The sequence below is a fragment of the Rhizobium sp. 16-488-2b genome (assembly GCF_017741815.1).
In the GTDB taxonomy this organism is placed as follows: domain Bacteria; phylum Pseudomonadota; class Alphaproteobacteria; order Rhizobiales; family Rhizobiaceae; genus Rhizobium.
Genome location: NZ_JAGHMF010000020.1, coordinates 84,414 through 100,196 on the forward strand (window position 1 = coordinate 84,414; position 15,783 = coordinate 100,196).

The following is a 15,783-nucleotide window of genomic DNA, read 5'->3' on the forward strand; positions in this document are numbered from 1 at the left end:
GCACCCTTCGCACGGCTTGACGCAGATCAAGACCAGCGGGAGCGAACTGCGGAACAACGGGTTCGTAAGCAACCACATGCACCTAAGAAAGTGATTGCCATGAATGCCTCTACAGCCTTTTACAGCACCAGAGCCAATTTGATTATTCCTTTCATGTCGGGCTTCTACGACCGCTTCGCGGAACCATTCGCATGGGCGGCCATGAGAATCGCCGTCGGCGGCATGCTTGTCGTCGAGGGATGGGTAAAGATCAGCCACCCCCTCGCCCAGGTCGGCTTCGTCGAGAATATCGGGTTCCATCCCGGGTGGCTATGGTCGCCGCTTCTGGCCGGCCTACAGTTTTTCGGCGGCTTCTTGATCGCGATCGGCCTCTTCACACGGCCCTTGGCGCTCGCCAACACGATCATGCTCGCCATCACGTTATGGTATCATTTTGCCTTCCCCTACGGCTCGGAGTTTCTGACACCGGCCGGTATCGAGGCACTGAAAAGCGGCACGACCGAATACTTCACCCCCGCCGCTCTCGCCCGGCTCAAGGACGGCGGAGAGGCCTTCCTGGAGACCGTGCAGACCAAGGCGGAACTCGCTTCACTGTTCTGGATGGGTGGCACGGGTCTGTTCGCAGCCTTCGGCGGCGGCGCCTTCTCGGTTGACCGCACCTTGCTGCAGAAGGAATTCTGACGCTCGACCACGCCCCAAAACAAAAAAGCCGCTCGGCGTACCGGGCGGCTTTTTCATGTTCAGGACACTGGTCTTACTTGTAGACCGGCTGCTGCAGCGGAATTTCCGGAGCAGGCTCGTAGGACGCCGTCTGGCAACCGCCGAACAGGTAGCGAGCGCCGACGCGTGCTTCGTGAACGTTGAAGCCCTTGTCGCGGCCCGGGCCGCCGTTTTCGTTGTAGCCGAACATGTCGCCGCCGTTGACGTGCAGGAAGCGATAGCCGACGTCGGCCTTGACGTTGCAGGTCACGTCGATCGACGCACCGGCCATCAGGCCGTAGCTGAAGCGCCAGCCGCCCTTGCCGCCGTGGATGACCGTGTCATCGCAACCATTGCCGCTGCCGCTCGTGTCGCAAGACGTGTTGCTCAGGTCCTTCCACTTGACATAGGTGCCGCCGATGCCGGCGCCGACGTAAGGCGTGACGTAGCCATAGGTGCCGAGATCGACATAGGCGTTGGCCATCAGCGACCATGCGGTCAGCGAGGAAAGATCGGTCGAGGAGCAGGTCACCTGGCAGGCGCCGAAGGCAGAGCCGCCGCCGCTGGTCGAACCGTGGAAGTCGGACTTGCCGAGATAATCCAGCGTCACGTCGGTGCGGAGATAGTTGTTGATCTGGTAACCGACACCGCCGCCGATGGTCCAGGCATCATCGAGATCCGAGCGGTCGAAATCGACTTCGCTGGCATTGCTGCCCTGGAAGTATTTCGCGCCACGCAGATCGTTGAAGCCGTAGCCGACATCGCCGCGCAGATACCAGCCGGTCGCTTCGGTCACGGTGACCTCGGGAGCGGCGATCGGTTCGGCGGGCATGAGGTCCGCGGCATAAGCATTCGAGGTAATGAGCAATGCGGCGAAGACGCCAGACAAGCTTCTCTTCATGGATCCCACTCCAAGGTTCGACGCCTGGCAGGATCGAGCTCCGCCAGTTGAATACGTTTCGGTAAGGATAATGAAGTGGAAACGTTAAGCGCTGCTTAACTGTAATTGTCAAACATCGCCTTTTACTCAAAGGCACTGGCAAACCGATGATATCGTTTGAATTTTAATACTGAAGCACGCATCAGGCGGACGCGGTCAAAGCCTGCGAAGATCACCACCCGCGCGTCGCTGCCACGCTAATAAAAAGCGCCCGACTTAACAAAGTTAATAGCGGTTCTGGCCAATCAGGCGTAGGGTGCATCGTCGGTCAGGACTTTTAAGGCAATGACCGCTTGGGAGTTACTAAGCGCTTCCGCCCCTTTATGGAGGTGCGCCCATGTCCAAGCTCAATAGAGCTATTTCGTTCGAAGAAGATCTATCGCCCGTTTTCGATGCCTTGTCGCTTTGGTGCAAGGAGCAGAAATTCGGACCCGACAGTCTGCAAGGCTGCGCAGCCGCATCGAGGCTGCTCGACTTCTTCGAAGACGGTGCCATCACGACACCAGCGCTTCTCGAGCTCATGCGTCGAGACGTGATCTGACAAAATCGCGATGTACAAATGAGAATGCCCAGCCAAAGGCTGGGCATTGGAAGCTTGTGGACGGTGCCTGACGAGTGTCAGGCGGCCGTGCGCACGCTTGAGATCGTGCCGATCAGGTCGTTGACGATGCGCTCGATCTGGCTGCGATCGTCGCCTTCCGCCATGACGCGGATCAAAGGCTCGGTGCCGGACGGACGGATGACCAGACGGCCGCTCTTGGCAAGCTCGGCCTCGGCCTCGGCAATCGCCTGCTGCACATGCAGGTCTTCCAGCGGCTTGCCGCCGGAGTAGCGCACGTTGCGCAGGAGCTGCGGCACAGGCTCGAAACGGCGGCAGATTTCGCTGACGGTCTTGCCGGTGCGCTTGACCGCGACCAGGATCTGCAGCGCGGCCACGAGGCCATCGCCGGTCGTGCCGTAATCAGACAGCACGATATGGCCGGACTGCTCGCCACCGACATTGTAGTTGTTGTTGCGCATGTGCTCGACCACATAGCGGTCGCCGACAGCGGTGCGCACGAGACCGAGCCCCTTGCCCTGCAGGAATCGCTCCAGTCCGAGGTTGGACATGACGGTGGCGACGATGCCATCGCCGCGCAGCTGCTGGCTTTCGGCATAACTTTCGGCAATGACGGCCATCAGCTGGTCGCCATCGACGATCGCGCCATTCTCATCGACGATGATGACGCGGTCGGCGTCGCCATCGAGCGCGATACCGATATCGGCGCGCACTTCATCGACCTTCTTCTGCAACGCCACCGGGCTGGTGGAGCCGCAGTTGAGATTGATGTTGGTACCATTCGGCTCGTTGCCGATGACGACGACATCGGCGCCCAGTTCCCAGAGCACGGCCGGTGCCACCTTGTAGGCGGCGCCATTGGCGCAATCGATGGCGATCCTCAGCCCCTGCAGCGTCACGTCGCGCGGCAGCGTGCGCTTGGCATGCTCGATATAGCGGTCATGCACGCCATCGACGCGCTTGGCGCGGCCGATATCGGCGGACTTGGCGAGCTGCGCGCTCATGTCCTTCTCGAGCAGATCCTCGATCTGCATCTCCAGATCATCAGACAGCTTGTAGCCATCCGGACCGAAGAGCTTGATGCCGTTGTCTTCGTATGGGTTGTGCGAGGCGGAGATCATCACGCCGATATCGGCGCGCAGCGAGCGCGTCAGCATGGCGACGGCAGGCGTCGGGATCGGGCCGAGAACGAAGGCGTCGAGGCCGGCGGCGGTGAAGCCCGCGACCATGGCGTTTTCGAGCATGTAGCCGGAAAGCCGCGTGTCCTTGCCGATAACGACCCGGTGGCGGTGGTTGCCGCGACGGAAGATCGTGCCTGCCGCGATACCGACCCGCATTGCGAGATCCGGCGTCATCGGAAACACATTGGACTGACCGCGAATACCATCAGTGCCGAAATAGCGTCTTTTCATATGCACCCCTGTGCCTTGAGCGCGCGTTACGCCGCGCATCGTCGTGTCTGCAAATTGCACGCCTGCGCGTGTTCCCTCGCCAGAGAGGCCTTCATTGAGGCCACCTTATGTCAGCGGAATGCCACAAAACGCGGCAACCATCACGTCAATTAACGAGAAAATCGATTATATCCCGTTACCAACGAAAAAGGCCGGACACCATCTCGGGTGTCCGGCCTTCTCATGATTTCCAAAGAAAATCAGTGTGGTTGCGGCTCCATGCCACCTTCGGCCTCGTCGCCCTTGGCAGGACGCGTGCCGGTCTTCGGCACGGCCGAGCCACGGCTCGGAGGCGTATCGTCACCGAGATCACGCGACGGCTTTTCACCGCGAATCAACGCCTTGATCTCTTCACCGGTCAGCGTCTCGTATTCGAGCAGGCCTTCGGCGATGGCCACGAACGCGTCGTGGTCGTCGGTCAGGATGCGGCGCGCTTCGGCGTAGGCTTCGTCAATCAGCTTGCGAACTTCCGAATCGATGGTCATGGCCGTCGCTTCGGACACGTTCTTCGACTGCGAAACCGAATGACCCAGGAAGACTTCCTGCTGGTTCTCACCATAGGAAACCTGGCCAAGCTTGTCGGAGAAGCCCCACTGGGTGACCATCGCACGGGCAAGCTTGGTGGCCTGCTCGATGTCGGACGATGCGCCCGATGTGATGTTCTCCTTGCCGAAGGTCAGTTCTTCCGCAACGCGGCCACCCATCATGATGACAAGGCGCGAGACCATCCACTTGTAGCTCATCGAGTAGCGGTCGCCCTCGGGAAGCTGCATGACCATGCCGAGTGCACGGCCGCGCGGAATGATCGTTGCCTTGTGCAGCGGATCGGCCACCGGAACCTTGAGCGCCGTGATGGCGTGGCCGGCTTCGTGGTAGGCGGTCAGCTTCTTTTCGGCTTCGGTCATGGCGGACGAGCGGCGTTCGGCGCCCATCATGATCTTGTCCTTGGCGTCTTCGAATTCCTGCATGGTGACGACGCGCTTGTTGCGACGCGCGGCCATCAGGGCAGCTTCGTTGACCAGGTTCATCAGGTCGGCACCGGAGAAACCAGGCGTACCGCGAGCCAGAACCTTGAGATCGACATTCGGCGCCAGCGGCACGTTACGGGCGTGAACCTTGAGGATACGCTCGCGACCGACGATATCGGGGTTCGGAACCACGACCTGGCGGTCGAAACGGCCCGGACGCAGCAGCGCGGGATCGAGAACGTCGGGACGGTTGGTCGCCGCGATCAGGATGATGCCTTCGTTTGCTTCGAAGCCGTCCATCTCGACCAGCAGCTGGTTCAGCGTCTGTTCGCGTTCGTCGTTACCGCCGCCGAGACCGGCGCCACGATGGCGGCCGACGGCGTCGATTTCGTCGATGAAGATGATGCACGGCGCGTTCTTCTTGGCCTGCTCGAACATGTCGCGGACGCGGCTTGCGCCGACACCGACGAACATTTCGACGAAGTCGGAACCCGAGATCGTGAAGAACGGAACGTTTGCCTCGCCTGCGACGGAGCGTGCGAGCAGCGTCTTACCGGTACCGGGAGGGCCGACCAAGAGCACGCCGCGCGGAATCTTGCCGCCGAGACGCTGGAACTTCTGCGGATCGCGCAGGAATTCTACGATTTCCTCGAGGTCCTGCTTGGCTTCGTCGACGCCGGCGACGTCATCAAACGTGACGCGGCCATGTGCTTCGGTGAGCAGCTTTGCCTTCGACTTGCCGAAGCCCATCGCGCCGCGCGACCCACCCTGCATCTGCCGCATGAAGAACAGCCAGACGCCGAGGATGAGAAGCATCGGCAGCAAGGTGCCGAGATAGCTCAGGAAACCGGAAGAACCGTCGGTTTCGGGACGTGCCGAAACGAGAACATTCTTCGTCTGCAGGCGATCGAGCAGATTGTCGTCGACCACAGGCGTATAGGTTTGGAAGGTGGTGCCATTTTCAACATAGCTGCCGGAGACGCGGTTACCCGTGACGACGACTTCCTTGACGCGGCCCGCATCCACTTCACGCAGGAACTGCGAATAAGGGATATCGCGGGAGCTGGTCTGCGCCGGCGACGTCTGGAACATACTGAAGAGGGCAATCAGCAAAAGCGCTATGATTGCCCACAAGGCGAAATTACGTAAGTTAGGGTTCATCGAACTCCCCAGCACTGGAACGACCGCCTCATGGCGAGCGCTTTATTCGGTCTCTAACATAGGATTGCGTCAGGCGGTTGCCAAGGCAAACCCATCAGTTAGATGGTTTTTCCGTCAATAAGACCTAAAGGCGGTTTTGGATAGGGGCGTGTTCCAAAGGCTGCCGCGAGGCTGGTCGCGAACTTGACGTCCAATCGTGTCAAAAAACGGTCGAAGGGTGCGAAATATGGCACGAGATCGATGTGCTCGGCGAGATCGGGCAACGGGTCGGCGGCCTTGATGCGCGGTTGCGCCGCACGGGCTCGGGCGAGCGTGCTTTTGGGGAGGTTTTCGGGCGCGGGCATGGCATCTCCAGCCCCCGCAGCCACCACCGTTACCTCAACGCCGGAACCATTCGCCACCAGATACCGCCCATCCCAAACGCCGCACTCTCCGGGGCCAATCGCAAGCGGCACCAGCCCCCGCGTCTCCCGCGCCAGATACAATCCATCGCGCCTGAGATCGAACACCACCCGCCCCGCCGTCATCCGGCCCGGTCGGCCTGCGGCGAGAAAGTCTAGCACCGCGCCAATCTGCTCCGCCCCAAGCGCAAACGCCTGCCCGCCGATAACAGCCGCAAGCCGCGCAAGGCCATGCCCAAGCACCGCCCGATCGACAGAAAGCCCAGCAACCCCAACCCGCACCAGCATTCCCTCATGCACATCGACATGCGCATCGACCCACCCGGCCGCAGCCTCGTCGAGCACCATCCGCGCAGCCGTCATCGCTTCGATCTCGCCGACCGAGACCCCCTCGCCCGCCAGCGCCTGGCGCGTCCGCACCCGCTCATATTTCACATCCTCGTTGCTCGGATCATCACTCCAGCCGATACCGTGCAGCTTAAGCATCGCGCGAATATCCGCCCGCAGCGAAGACAGCAGCGGCCGGGCAATCCAGATGCGGCGATCAAACAGAACCAGATCGGCGATCCCGGTCGTGGTGGCGGTCGAGCGTTGGCCGCGCATCGCAAATGTCTCGCGCTGATCGTCGAGCGTGTGGCCGGTCACAATAATGTCAGCGCCGAGTTCGAGCGCCGCCTCGGCGAGCAGCCCGTAGCGGGCGTCGCGCGCCGCCGCCATGATGCCGGCCTTTGGCTTGGCGCCCTGCCAGACCTTGGTGACGTGGGGAATATCAAGCGATCGGCAAAGAGCAGCGACATCGCGCGCTTCATCGGCCGATTGCGGGCGCAGCGCGTGGTCGACGGTCGCGGCGCAGAGAGAAATTTTGGGGTTGAGCTCGGCCTTCAGCGCATCATGGAGAGCAATCAGCAGGCCGGTGGAATCGCTGCCGCCCGAAATCGCGACGAGAATGCGCGAGGGCTGGTCAAGCGAGGAGAGAAAGCGGCGTGTCGCCGTCTCTGGAGATAGGATGCCGTCCGGGCGCAAGACCGGAAAGCCTTAGCAGGAGAGACGCTTCTGCTCACTCGCGACCTTGGATATGACGGCGCGGGAAGCCTTGGGATAACGCTTCGGCACTTCGCGCAGCGTTGCGCAGGCGGTTTCCGTGTTGTCGAGTGCGGCGAGCGACATGCCGAGCTTCAACAGCATTTCCGGCGCCTTTTCCGACGTGCCGTACTTCTGGTGCGCGTTCAGGAAGGTCTTCGCCGATTCGTTGAACTTGCCCTGCGAATAGAGCGCTTCGCCAAGCCAGAAATTGGCGTCAGCCGCACGCGCGCTGTTCGGATACTGGCCGATATAGGCGTTGAATTCCTTTTCAGCCGTCGAATAGTCGCCTGACAGCACATGGCCGTAAGCTGCCTTGTACTGATCGGCCTCGCTGCCGAGAGAAGCCGTCTGCGAGCCGGCGGCACCGACCGGCGGCAGCGGGCTGGAGCCGACTTCGGCGCCCGGATTGACCGAGCCACCGATCGGATTGCCGTTCTGGTCGAACTGCATGGAACCGAGCTGCTGCGGCGGCTGGCCGAGACCGGTGTTCTCAGGGACGTCGGTCGAGGGCGACGTTTCAGGTGCCCTCGAGGTCTGGATGGCGCGGGCGACATCGTCGCCACCGCCCTGTCCTTGGCTCATGCCTTGCCCTTGTGCCGTCTGGTTGGAAGCCGGGATATCGGCTTCGCTCTTCTTCATCGGCTTGGATGCACCACCGGCGCTGCCGCCACCGCCGCCGCTCTTTTCCAGTTCCTGGAAGCGGAATTCATTGTCTTCCTGCGCCTTGCGGATGGTTTCCTGCATCTGCAGCAGCTGGAAGCTCATTTCCTCGATGCGGCCGTTCAGCTGGCGAAGCTGATCTTCGAGCTGCTGGATGCGCACTTCCGCGCCGCCGGCCTGCACGTTGACGACGGGCGCCTGCGCCGGTGCCTGGCTGGCCGTCTTGTTTCCGAAATGCAATCCGAATAGCGACGACGCGTTCGCCGACTGGCCAACCCCGGCCACCGTTGCGAGGCAGAGCATGCCCGCCACGACAAATTTCTTCATTTGGTTCGTCCTGTCCCAGTGATTCTTCGCGCCTCGATGGCACGAACAGGAGATTTTTCCAATTGCTTTCAAAAAGCAACGGAGTTCGGCCAAAGTGTGTTCAAAAAGAAAAGGCGGCCCGCGATGGAGCCGCCTTTCCAATTTGTAATAAAACCCGGCTTTTTATCGCCGGATCGGCAGTTACATGCCAGCGCCACCGAGAACGGTAACGGCGCGGCGGTTCTGCGACCAGCAGGAGATGTCGTCGCAAACGGCGACCGGACGTTCCTTGCCGTAGGAGATCGTCTTCATGCGCTGAGCCGGAACGCCGCGCGAAGCGAGGTAGTCCTTGGTGGCAGCCGCACGGCGAGCACCGAGAGCGAGGTTGTATTCGCGCGTGCCGCGTTCGTCGGCATGGCCTTCGATCGTGATTGCGTACTTCGGATAACGGCCGAGCCACTGAGCCTGACGATCGAGCGTCTGGGCAGCGTCGGCGCGGACCGAGGTCGAGTCGGGGTCGAAGAAGATGCGGTCGCCAACGTTGACGGTGAAGTCCTGGGCCGAACCCGGCGTTGCGGCGCCGGCACCGAGGCCGAGATCACCGGCGCTGTTGGCCATGTTCTTCTTGTTGGCGCAGCCGGCAAGTGCCAGACCGGCGACGAGCGCGATCATGACCGGGTTGCGGGCGAAGTTCTGCATGCGGCTCATTGCCGGGGTATGAATTCGGCTCATGGCCGGTCTCCTTGCGACTTGATTAAGGTTGCCGGACTGTAACCGTTCTCGGTTAATCGGCTTTCAAGAACTATGGTTAACGAATGGTTGATTTGGCCCTCTGTCGCCCCATTCGTAGATTTTTGAGGCGACAAGAAGGCAGGCATGCGGACTTCCCTACTCCAGAAGCGGCGACCAGGCCGGGTCGGAAGCGTATGCGGGGGTCTTGATCATCTGCTCGTTGTAACCGCTCAGATCGATCGAGTAGAGCTGCGGGCCACCTGCACCCGCCGCCTGGCGGAAGAACATGATGACGCGGCCGTTCGGCGCCCAGGTCGGGCCTTCATTGTGGAAGCCCGTGGTCAGGATGCGCTCGCCCGAACCATCCGGCTTCATCACGCCGATCGAAAACTTGCCGCCCGACTGCTTGGTAAAGGCGATCAGATCGCCGCGCGGAGACCAGACCGGCGTGGAGTAGGAACCGTCGCCGAAAGAGATACGCGTCTGGCCCGAGCCATCGGCGCTCATCTTGTAGAGCTGCTGGCGGCCGCCGCGGTCGCTTTCGAACACGATCTGGCTGCCATCAGGCGAATAGGACGGCGAGGTATCGATCGCAGCCGTGGACGTCAGGCGCGTCGTGGTGCGCGAACGCAGGTCCATCGTGTAGATGTTGGCGTTGCCTTCCTGCTGCAGGCTCATCACCACCTTCTGGCCATCAGGCGAGAAGCGCGGCGAGAAGGTCATGCCGGGGAAGTTGCCGACCACTTCACGCTGTCCGGTTTCCAGCTGCAGCAGGTAGACGCGCGGCTGCTGGTTGGCGAACGACATGTAGGTGACTTCCTGCCTGTTCGGCGAGAAGCGCGGGGTCAGAACGAGGTCGCTGCCATTGGTGAGCATGCGCACGTTGAAGCCGTCCTGGTCCATGATGGCGAGTTGGCGCTTGCGCTCCTGCTTGCTGCCGGATTCGGACACGAAGACGACGCGGGTGTCGAAGTAGCCTTCCTCACCCGTGATCTGCTTGTAGATCGCGTCGGCGATGATGTGGGCCACGCGGCGCCAGTTCTCAGGCTGCGTGTAGAACTGCTGGCCGGTCATCTGGCTGCCGGCAAACGTGTCCCAGAGACGGAACTCGGCGCGAAGACGGCCATCGGCCTCCTGCGTAACGCGGCCGGTGACCAGCGCCTGTGCGTTGATGACCTTCCAGTCCTCGAAGCGCGGAGCGGCATCCGGATTGGAGATCTTCTCGATGAAGGCATTCTTGGCGATTGGCTTGAACAGGCCCGAGCGCTGCAGATCCGCGGCGATAACCTGCGAGACCTGGGCGCCCATGTCGCCCTGCAGGAAGTCGGTGATCGCGATCGGCAGCGGCTCGACATTGCCCTTGTTGATGTTGATTTCGACAAGCGCATGCGCCGGCGTGGCGATGACTGCGGTGGTCATCATGCCAACGGCGACCATCAGGGCGCGAAAAAGGGAACACTTGGTCATAGAGGACAAGCCTTTCAGCATTTTAAAGGGCTAGATCGCTGGGGTCGAAATTGACGATGACTTCGCCCCAGGCGTCGTATTTGTCTTTCGGCAGATTGGTGAACGGCGACGACTTCATGACGGCGCGCTTGGCGCCGCTGGCGAGCGCCATGCGGGTCGATTCGTTGGTGCCGCCGATGGCTTCCACTTCGGGAGCGCCGATGATGTTGCCGTCGGGGTCGAGCTTCATGTGGACCCTGATGCGGACTTCGCTGGCGCCTTCCATGCCGGGAATGACCGACCAGTTACCGGCGATCGCGCTGCGCAGCGCATCCATTTCGCTCATCGACAGCTTGGAGCCGCCGGTCGCCTTCTTGGCGCCGAGCGAGGCCACTTCGGTCGAGCTCTTGGCGCCGCCATTCGACGGATCCTGCTTGTTCAAGAGTGCGGCGATGTCATCGGCGTTGAAGTCGCTCTTCTGCGCGGAAGAGGCCTTGGCCTTTTCCTGCTTCTTGTCGGACTTCTTCTTATCCGACGGCTTTTCGTCGGTCTGCGCCTTGTCTTCCGTCTTCTTCTCCGCAGGCTTTTCAGCCGGCTTCTGTTCCGGCGGCTTCGGCTGCGGCTTGACTACGGGTGTCGGCACCTTGTCCGGCAATGCTTCCGCATCCGGCTTCGGCGGCTCGGGCATGTCCTGCGGCTTCTCTTCAGCCTTCGGAGGCGTCGGCGCGATTTCCGGCTTCGGCGGCGTGATCGACGCGACCTGGCTCGGCTCCACCGCCGTATCTTCCTTCATGATGTCCTTCACCTCGTTGGGCACGGGATCATTTTCCGGAAGCGGCTTTTCGGAGGCCTTCGGGGCTGCGGCCGACTCGTTGTTGTTTGGCTTGGCGTTCGGGATCGGCGGCGTCTTCAGGTCGACCTTGTTCTCGCCCATGTTTTCGGCGTTGGCCACATTGGTCGGCTTGGAGGTCGGCTTCGGCGCCGGCTTGTCGCTCGGCTTGGCCGTCTTGTCTCCCTGCTGCAACTGCGTCAGGTCCTCGACAGGCACGAGGTTGACGGGCATGGCCTCGAAATCCTCGACCTTGAACTCCGACGGGGAGCCGATCGAAATCAGCGCCCAGGCGAGCAGAGCACAGTGCAGTACAGCAGATGAGACAATACTGGCCTTCATAGCTCTACTACGGGCCCTTCTTCTCTTGGGTGACGAGACCGATGTTCTTGAAGCCCGCACCCTGGATGCGCGCCATGACATCGGCGATCACGCCGTAAGGCGCGGCCGAGTCGCCACGAACGAAGATGCGCTCATTGTAGCCGGTGGTGGCGATCGCCTCGAGCTTGGCAGCGATTTCCTCGACCGGGATCGGCGTTTCCTGCAGGAACGCGGTACCGTCGTTCTTGACGGAGATCGTGATCGGCTGCGTTTCGGAATTCAGCGCCTTGGCCTGCGTTTCCGGCAGGTCGATCGGCACGCCGACCGTCATCATCGGAGCGGCGACCATGAAGATGATCAAAAGCACGAGCATGACGTCGACCAGCGGCGTCACGTTGATTTCGGAAATGGCGCCACCTCTGTGGCCACCGCGACGACGCCGACGGTTTCCACCGCCTCCGCCACCGCTTGGAGCACCCATACCCATGTCGTTCTCTCCGTTTCCGTCGGATTACTGCGCGGCCTGACGCGGCTGCAGCTTCTCGTCGATTTGGCGCGAAAGAATGGCGGAGAATTCATCCGCGAAGCCTTCCATGCGTGCCGAGAGCTTGCCCGCATCGGCGGAGAACTTGTTGTAGGCTATAACCGCCGGAATAGCGGCGACGAGGCCGATCGCGGTTGCGAGCAGCGCTTCGGCGATACCCGGCGCAACGACGGCAAGGTTGGTCGACTTCGAACCGGCGATTGCCTGGAACGATGTCATGATACCGACGACGGTACCGAACAGACCGATGAACGGGCCGGCGGAGCCGATCGTCGCCAGCGAGCCGAGACGGGCGGAAAGCCCTTCGGATTCGCGAGCAAGCGTCACGTCCATAGCGCGGTCGATACGCATCTGCAGGCCGATCGGCGAACGTGCGCCGCGCTCGAACGACTTCTTCCACTCGCGCATGGCGGCGACGAAGATCGAGGCGAGCCCCGTGTTGTTACGCTCCGACAGCGAGCGGTAAAGTTCTTCCAGCGACTGGCCCGACCAGAATACCTGCTCGAACTTGTCGAACTGCCGGCGGGCGCGGCCGAAGGCCAGATACTTGTCGATGACGATCGCCCAGGTCCAGACGGACGCTGCGATAAGACCGAGCATGACGAGCTTGACGACGAGGCCAGCCTGCATGAAGAGCGACCAGAGACTGACGTCCGTGTGAGCCGCTGCCAATCCTACTTGTTCCATTGATCCAAAATCCCCGAATCCAAACGCCCGGCACTTGACCGGGCGGCACAAAGTGATCTCGCAAGATATGTCTGGCTGCCGCCGCCCAAAGCCCTGGTCAAGCTTCCAAGCTCTTATCCGCCTTCCTTGCCGTCAAATTTGGTCAAAGGAAGGCGTGCACCGCACAAACTCTGACAATCCGAGTAAGACACTATTATCGTTAATAGTTCGTTAGCGCCGGATCATAAAAGGCTGACTATTGGCGAGAGGTTGATCCCTTGGAATACTTGGCCAGATCTCAGATCGATGACCAAAACAGCACAAACCTTGCGCGCGGCAATTCCTTCACATGAAAGTCATGTTTTTGCAAGCCGCGTTTTCAGGAAGCTGCCATGTCGTCAGGGCTGAGCAAGATCACGCCCAACGGCGTGAAGTGACGAACATTCGCCGTGACCACGGTCAGATTGCGCACCGAAGCCGTTGCCGCGATCAGCACATCAGCCAAGCCCGGCCTATGTCCGCTCACCTCCGCCTGCTCCTCGATCGTGCCAGCCGCCATCGCGATATCCGCGTCGACAGGCAGAACGTGATCGCCGAACTGACCGATCAATCCGGAAAGCCACTCCGCGAGCTTGGCAGCCCTCACATCAGCACCCTTGCGTTCGAGCTTTTTGATCCCGCGCTGGATCTCCGCAATGGTGATGGCTGAGAGATAGAGCGAGCCTTCGCCGCCTCGCTCAGACATCCAGTCTCGAATATCAGGTGAGATTGCCGGTCGATCCGGCGCGAACAGCGAGATGATATTGGTATCGAGCAGGTAACCGGTCACAGCTCGGCGTCACGCATGCTGGATGTGTTCCGATCCAGATCGAGGTCATCGTCGAGACCGCCGGGAAATGACATCAAATATTCGCCAAGATTGAGCTTCGTCCTGGCCAGCGCCTTCTTCGCCTCCTCCGCCGCCTCAAGCGAAACGATAGCGGCGACCGGCTTTCCGTGGCGAGTAATCGTCACGAACTCGCCGCTCATCGCTTCATCGACGAGACTGGAGAACGTTGCCTTTGCATCGCGAAGTGTAACTGTCGTCATCGGAACCTCAGCGTGACCACAGGTGACTACATAGCAGCTCGCTCACGAAGTTTCAACGAACCGCCGAGGTCAGACCTCGATCATCATCTGCTTCGCTACCCCCTCCGGCAGCCGCCGAGGACGGCCGCTGGCATTGATGACGGCGATGATCACCTTGGCGGCGATCAGGAGCGTGTCGTCGCGGCGGATCTCCTGCGCGAGCACCATCTTGGCGCCGCCGGCCTTTTCGGTGCGCGTCGTCACCGTCAGGATATCGTCCATGCGCGCCGGCGACTTGAAGTCGATCTCCATGCGATGGACGACGAAGACCAGCCCCTCTTCATCGGCGGTGATCAGCTCGCGCTGCTCGACGCCGAGGCAGCGCAGATAGTCGGTGCGGCCGCGCTCGAGGAAGTGCAGATAGCGGGCGTGATAGACGAGACCGGAGAAATCGGTGTCCTCGTAATAGACCCGCTGCAGCAGGCGATGGCCCGCTTCCGTCAGTTCGCCCGAGATCGAATGAGAGATCGAATGCACACCGTCCGCCATAATTTTCTCCAAAGTCGCGCGCCCTCTTTGGCTGAAGACATTCCGCCTTGCAAGCATTGAACAATTGTCACGCTTTCTAAGTAATCCTCGATAGCGAAGGCCAACAAGGAGACGACACCATGAAGATTGCGGTGATGGGCGGAGATGGATTTATCGGCTGGCCAACATCATTGCATCTGTCTGACGCCGGCCACGACATCCACATTCTCGACAACCTCTCGAGACGCTGGATCGACACTGAACTCGGCGTCCAGTCGCTCACCCCGATGGACTCGATCCAGGAGCGCACCCGCATCTGGCACGCCGAGACCGGCCGCCGTATCCACTTCAACCTGATCGATCTCGCGAGGGATTACGAGCTCCTGAAGAAATGGCTCGCCGAAAACCGGCCCGACGCCATCATCCACTTCGCCGAGCAGCGCGCCGCGCCCTACTCGATGAAGAGCGATCGCCACAAGAACTACACGGTCAACAACAACATCAACGCCACCCATAATCTCTTGAACGCGCTGGTGGAACTGCAGCTCGACGCGCATCTGATCCACCTCGGCACCATGGGCGTCTACGGCTATTCAACAGTCGGCGCCGCCATCCCAGAGGGGTATCTCCCCGTCGGCATCGAGACGACAAGTGGCGAGACGGTGAGCCAGGAAATCCTCTACCCCGCCAATCCCGGCTCGATCTATCACATGACCAAGTGCCTGGATCAGACGCTCTTCCATTTTTACGCCAAGAACGACGGCCTCAGGATCACCGACCTGCACCAGGGCATCGTCTGGGGCACCCACACGGAGCAGACCCGCCGGCACGAGCAACTGGTCAACCGCTTCGACTATGACGGCGATTACGGCACCGTTCTGAACCGCTTCCTCATCCAGGCCGCGATCGGTTATCCGCTGACCGTCCACGGCACCGGCGGCCAGACCCGCGCCTTCATACACATCCAGGATTCCGTGCGCTGCATCGAGCTCGCGCTGAAGAACCCGCCTGCGCGCGGCGCTCGCGTCGAGATCTTCAACCAGATGACCGAAACCCACCGCGTCCGCGACCTCGCCGAGATGATTGCGAAGCTGACCGGCGCCGAGATCGCCTGGCTGCCCAATCCGCGCAAGGAAGCGCCGGAAAACGAACTGATCGTGAAGAATGACAAGTTCCGCAATCTCGGCCTCGATCCGATCACGTTGAAGACGGGGCTGATGGGCGAGATCGTCGACGTCGCGAGGAAATTCGCCTATCGCGTCGATCGCAGCCGCGTACCGGCGGTGTCGGCCTGGACGAGGGACATCGCGCCGACGATCAACCACGATCCCGAGGGCAAGCGATTGAAGTCGGTGTCGTGAGGGGGAGTAAACGTAGCCTTCGCCGAGCGGTGAGCCCCCTCATCCGCCTGCCGGCACCTT

General features: G+C 61.2%; 16 protein-coding genes. 3 read left to right on the forward strand and 13 right to left on the reverse strand.

The window, feature by feature from the left end; genetic code table 11:
• The first annotated feature begins 99 nt into the window (after positions 1-99).
• The gene (locus J5286_RS17925; RefSeq protein WP_209191554.1) at positions 100-681 is read left to right on the forward strand and encodes a DoxX family protein; all 582 of its coding nucleotides are present in this window, start codon (positions 100-102) and stop codon (positions 679-681) included.
• A 73-nt stretch (positions 682-754) separates the two neighbouring features.
• Here the strand turns inward: J5286_RS17925 and J5286_RS17930 are convergent, their stop codons facing one another.
• Positions 755-1,600: an outer membrane protein gene (locus J5286_RS17930; RefSeq protein WP_209191555.1), complete on the reverse strand. Its 846-nt coding sequence runs from the start codon at positions 1,598-1,600 to the stop codon at positions 755-757.
• A 376-nt stretch (positions 1,601-1,976) separates the two neighbouring features.
• Here J5286_RS17930 and J5286_RS17935 point away from each other — a divergent pair, with 376 nt between their 5' ends.
• Positions 1,977-2,180 carry a hypothetical protein gene (locus J5286_RS17935; protein WP_209191556.1) on the forward strand — a complete coding sequence of 68 codons (204 nt, stop codon included), beginning with the start codon at positions 1,977-1,979 and terminating at the stop codon, positions 2,178-2,180.
• Between the two features lie 77 nt (positions 2,181-2,257).
• Here the strand turns inward: J5286_RS17935 and glmM are convergent, their stop codons facing one another.
• The 12 genes from glmM to ybgC all read right to left on the reverse strand — a co-directional run bounded on the left by glmM (position 2,258) and on the right by ybgC (position 14,383).
• Positions 2,258-3,610, reverse strand: coding sequence for a phosphoglucosamine mutase (gene glmM, locus J5286_RS17940; RefSeq protein ID WP_209191557.1), 1,353 nt, complete (start codon positions 3,608-3,610; stop codon positions 2,258-2,260).
• A gap of 239 nt (positions 3,611-3,849) precedes the next feature.
• Entirely contained in the window at positions 3,850-5,778 is a 1,929-nt protein-coding gene (gene ftsH, locus J5286_RS17945; protein ID WP_026283219.1) for an ATP-dependent zinc metalloprotease FtsH, read from the reverse strand.
• Positions 5,779-5,876: 98 nt separating this feature from the next.
• Entirely contained in the window at positions 5,877-7,202 is a 1,326-nt protein-coding gene (gene tilS / locus J5286_RS17950) for a tRNA lysidine(34) synthetase TilS (RefSeq protein WP_209191558.1), read from the reverse strand.
• Between the two features lie 12 nt (positions 7,203-7,214).
• Complete coding sequence (gene ybgF / locus J5286_RS17955) at positions 7,215-8,249, reverse strand: tol-pal system protein YbgF (protein WP_113239165.1); 1,035 nt, start codon at positions 8,247-8,249, stop codon at positions 7,215-7,217.
• A 180-nt stretch (positions 8,250-8,429) separates the two neighbouring features.
• Positions 8,430-8,960, reverse strand: a complete 531-nt coding sequence (gene pal / locus J5286_RS17960) for a peptidoglycan-associated lipoprotein Pal (RefSeq protein WP_209215367.1) — start codon at positions 8,958-8,960, stop codon at positions 8,430-8,432.
• 156 nt (positions 8,961-9,116) lie between these two features.
• Positions 9,117-10,427, reverse strand: coding sequence for a Tol-Pal system beta propeller repeat protein TolB (tolB, locus tag J5286_RS17965; RefSeq protein ID WP_112944936.1), 1,311 nt, complete (start codon positions 10,425-10,427; stop codon positions 9,117-9,119).
• A gap of 22 nt (positions 10,428-10,449) precedes the next feature.
• The gene (tolA, locus tag J5286_RS17970; protein WP_209191559.1) at positions 10,450-11,577 is read right to left on the reverse strand and encodes a cell envelope integrity protein TolA; all 1,128 of its coding nucleotides are present in this window, start codon (positions 11,575-11,577) and stop codon (positions 10,450-10,452) included.
• Between the two features lie 7 nt (positions 11,578-11,584).
• Positions 11,585-12,043: a protein TolR gene (gene tolR / locus J5286_RS17975; protein WP_026283221.1), complete on the reverse strand. Its 459-nt coding sequence runs from the start codon at positions 12,041-12,043 to the stop codon at positions 11,585-11,587.
• 24 nt (positions 12,044-12,067) lie between these two features.
• The gene (gene tolQ, locus J5286_RS17980; RefSeq protein ID WP_026283222.1) at positions 12,068-12,787 is read right to left on the reverse strand and encodes a protein TolQ; all 720 of its coding nucleotides are present in this window, start codon (positions 12,785-12,787) and stop codon (positions 12,068-12,070) included.
• 358 nt (positions 12,788-13,145) lie between these two features.
• The gene (locus J5286_RS17985) at positions 13,146-13,595 is read right to left on the reverse strand and encodes a type II toxin-antitoxin system VapC family toxin (RefSeq protein WP_209191560.1); all 450 of its coding nucleotides are present in this window, start codon (positions 13,593-13,595) and stop codon (positions 13,146-13,148) included.
• Positions 13,592-13,855, reverse strand: coding sequence for a type II toxin-antitoxin system Phd/YefM family antitoxin (locus J5286_RS17990; RefSeq protein WP_209191561.1), 264 nt, complete (start codon positions 13,853-13,855; stop codon positions 13,592-13,594). Before J5286_RS17990 ends, J5286_RS17985 begins: the two co-directional genes overlap by 4 nt.
• A 69-nt stretch (positions 13,856-13,924) precedes the next feature.
• A complete protein-coding gene (gene ybgC / locus J5286_RS17995; protein WP_209191562.1) occupies positions 13,925-14,383 on the reverse strand; it encodes a tol-pal system-associated acyl-CoA thioesterase in 459 nt (152 codons plus the stop codon).
• A 119-nt stretch (positions 14,384-14,502) separates the two neighbouring features.
• On the opposite strand from ybgC, the gene J5286_RS18000 reads away from it, so the two are divergent.
• Entirely contained in the window at positions 14,503-15,723 is a 1,221-nt protein-coding gene (locus J5286_RS18000) for an NAD-dependent epimerase/dehydratase family protein (protein WP_209191563.1), read from the forward strand.
• Positions 15,724-15,783: the final 60 nt, after the last annotated feature.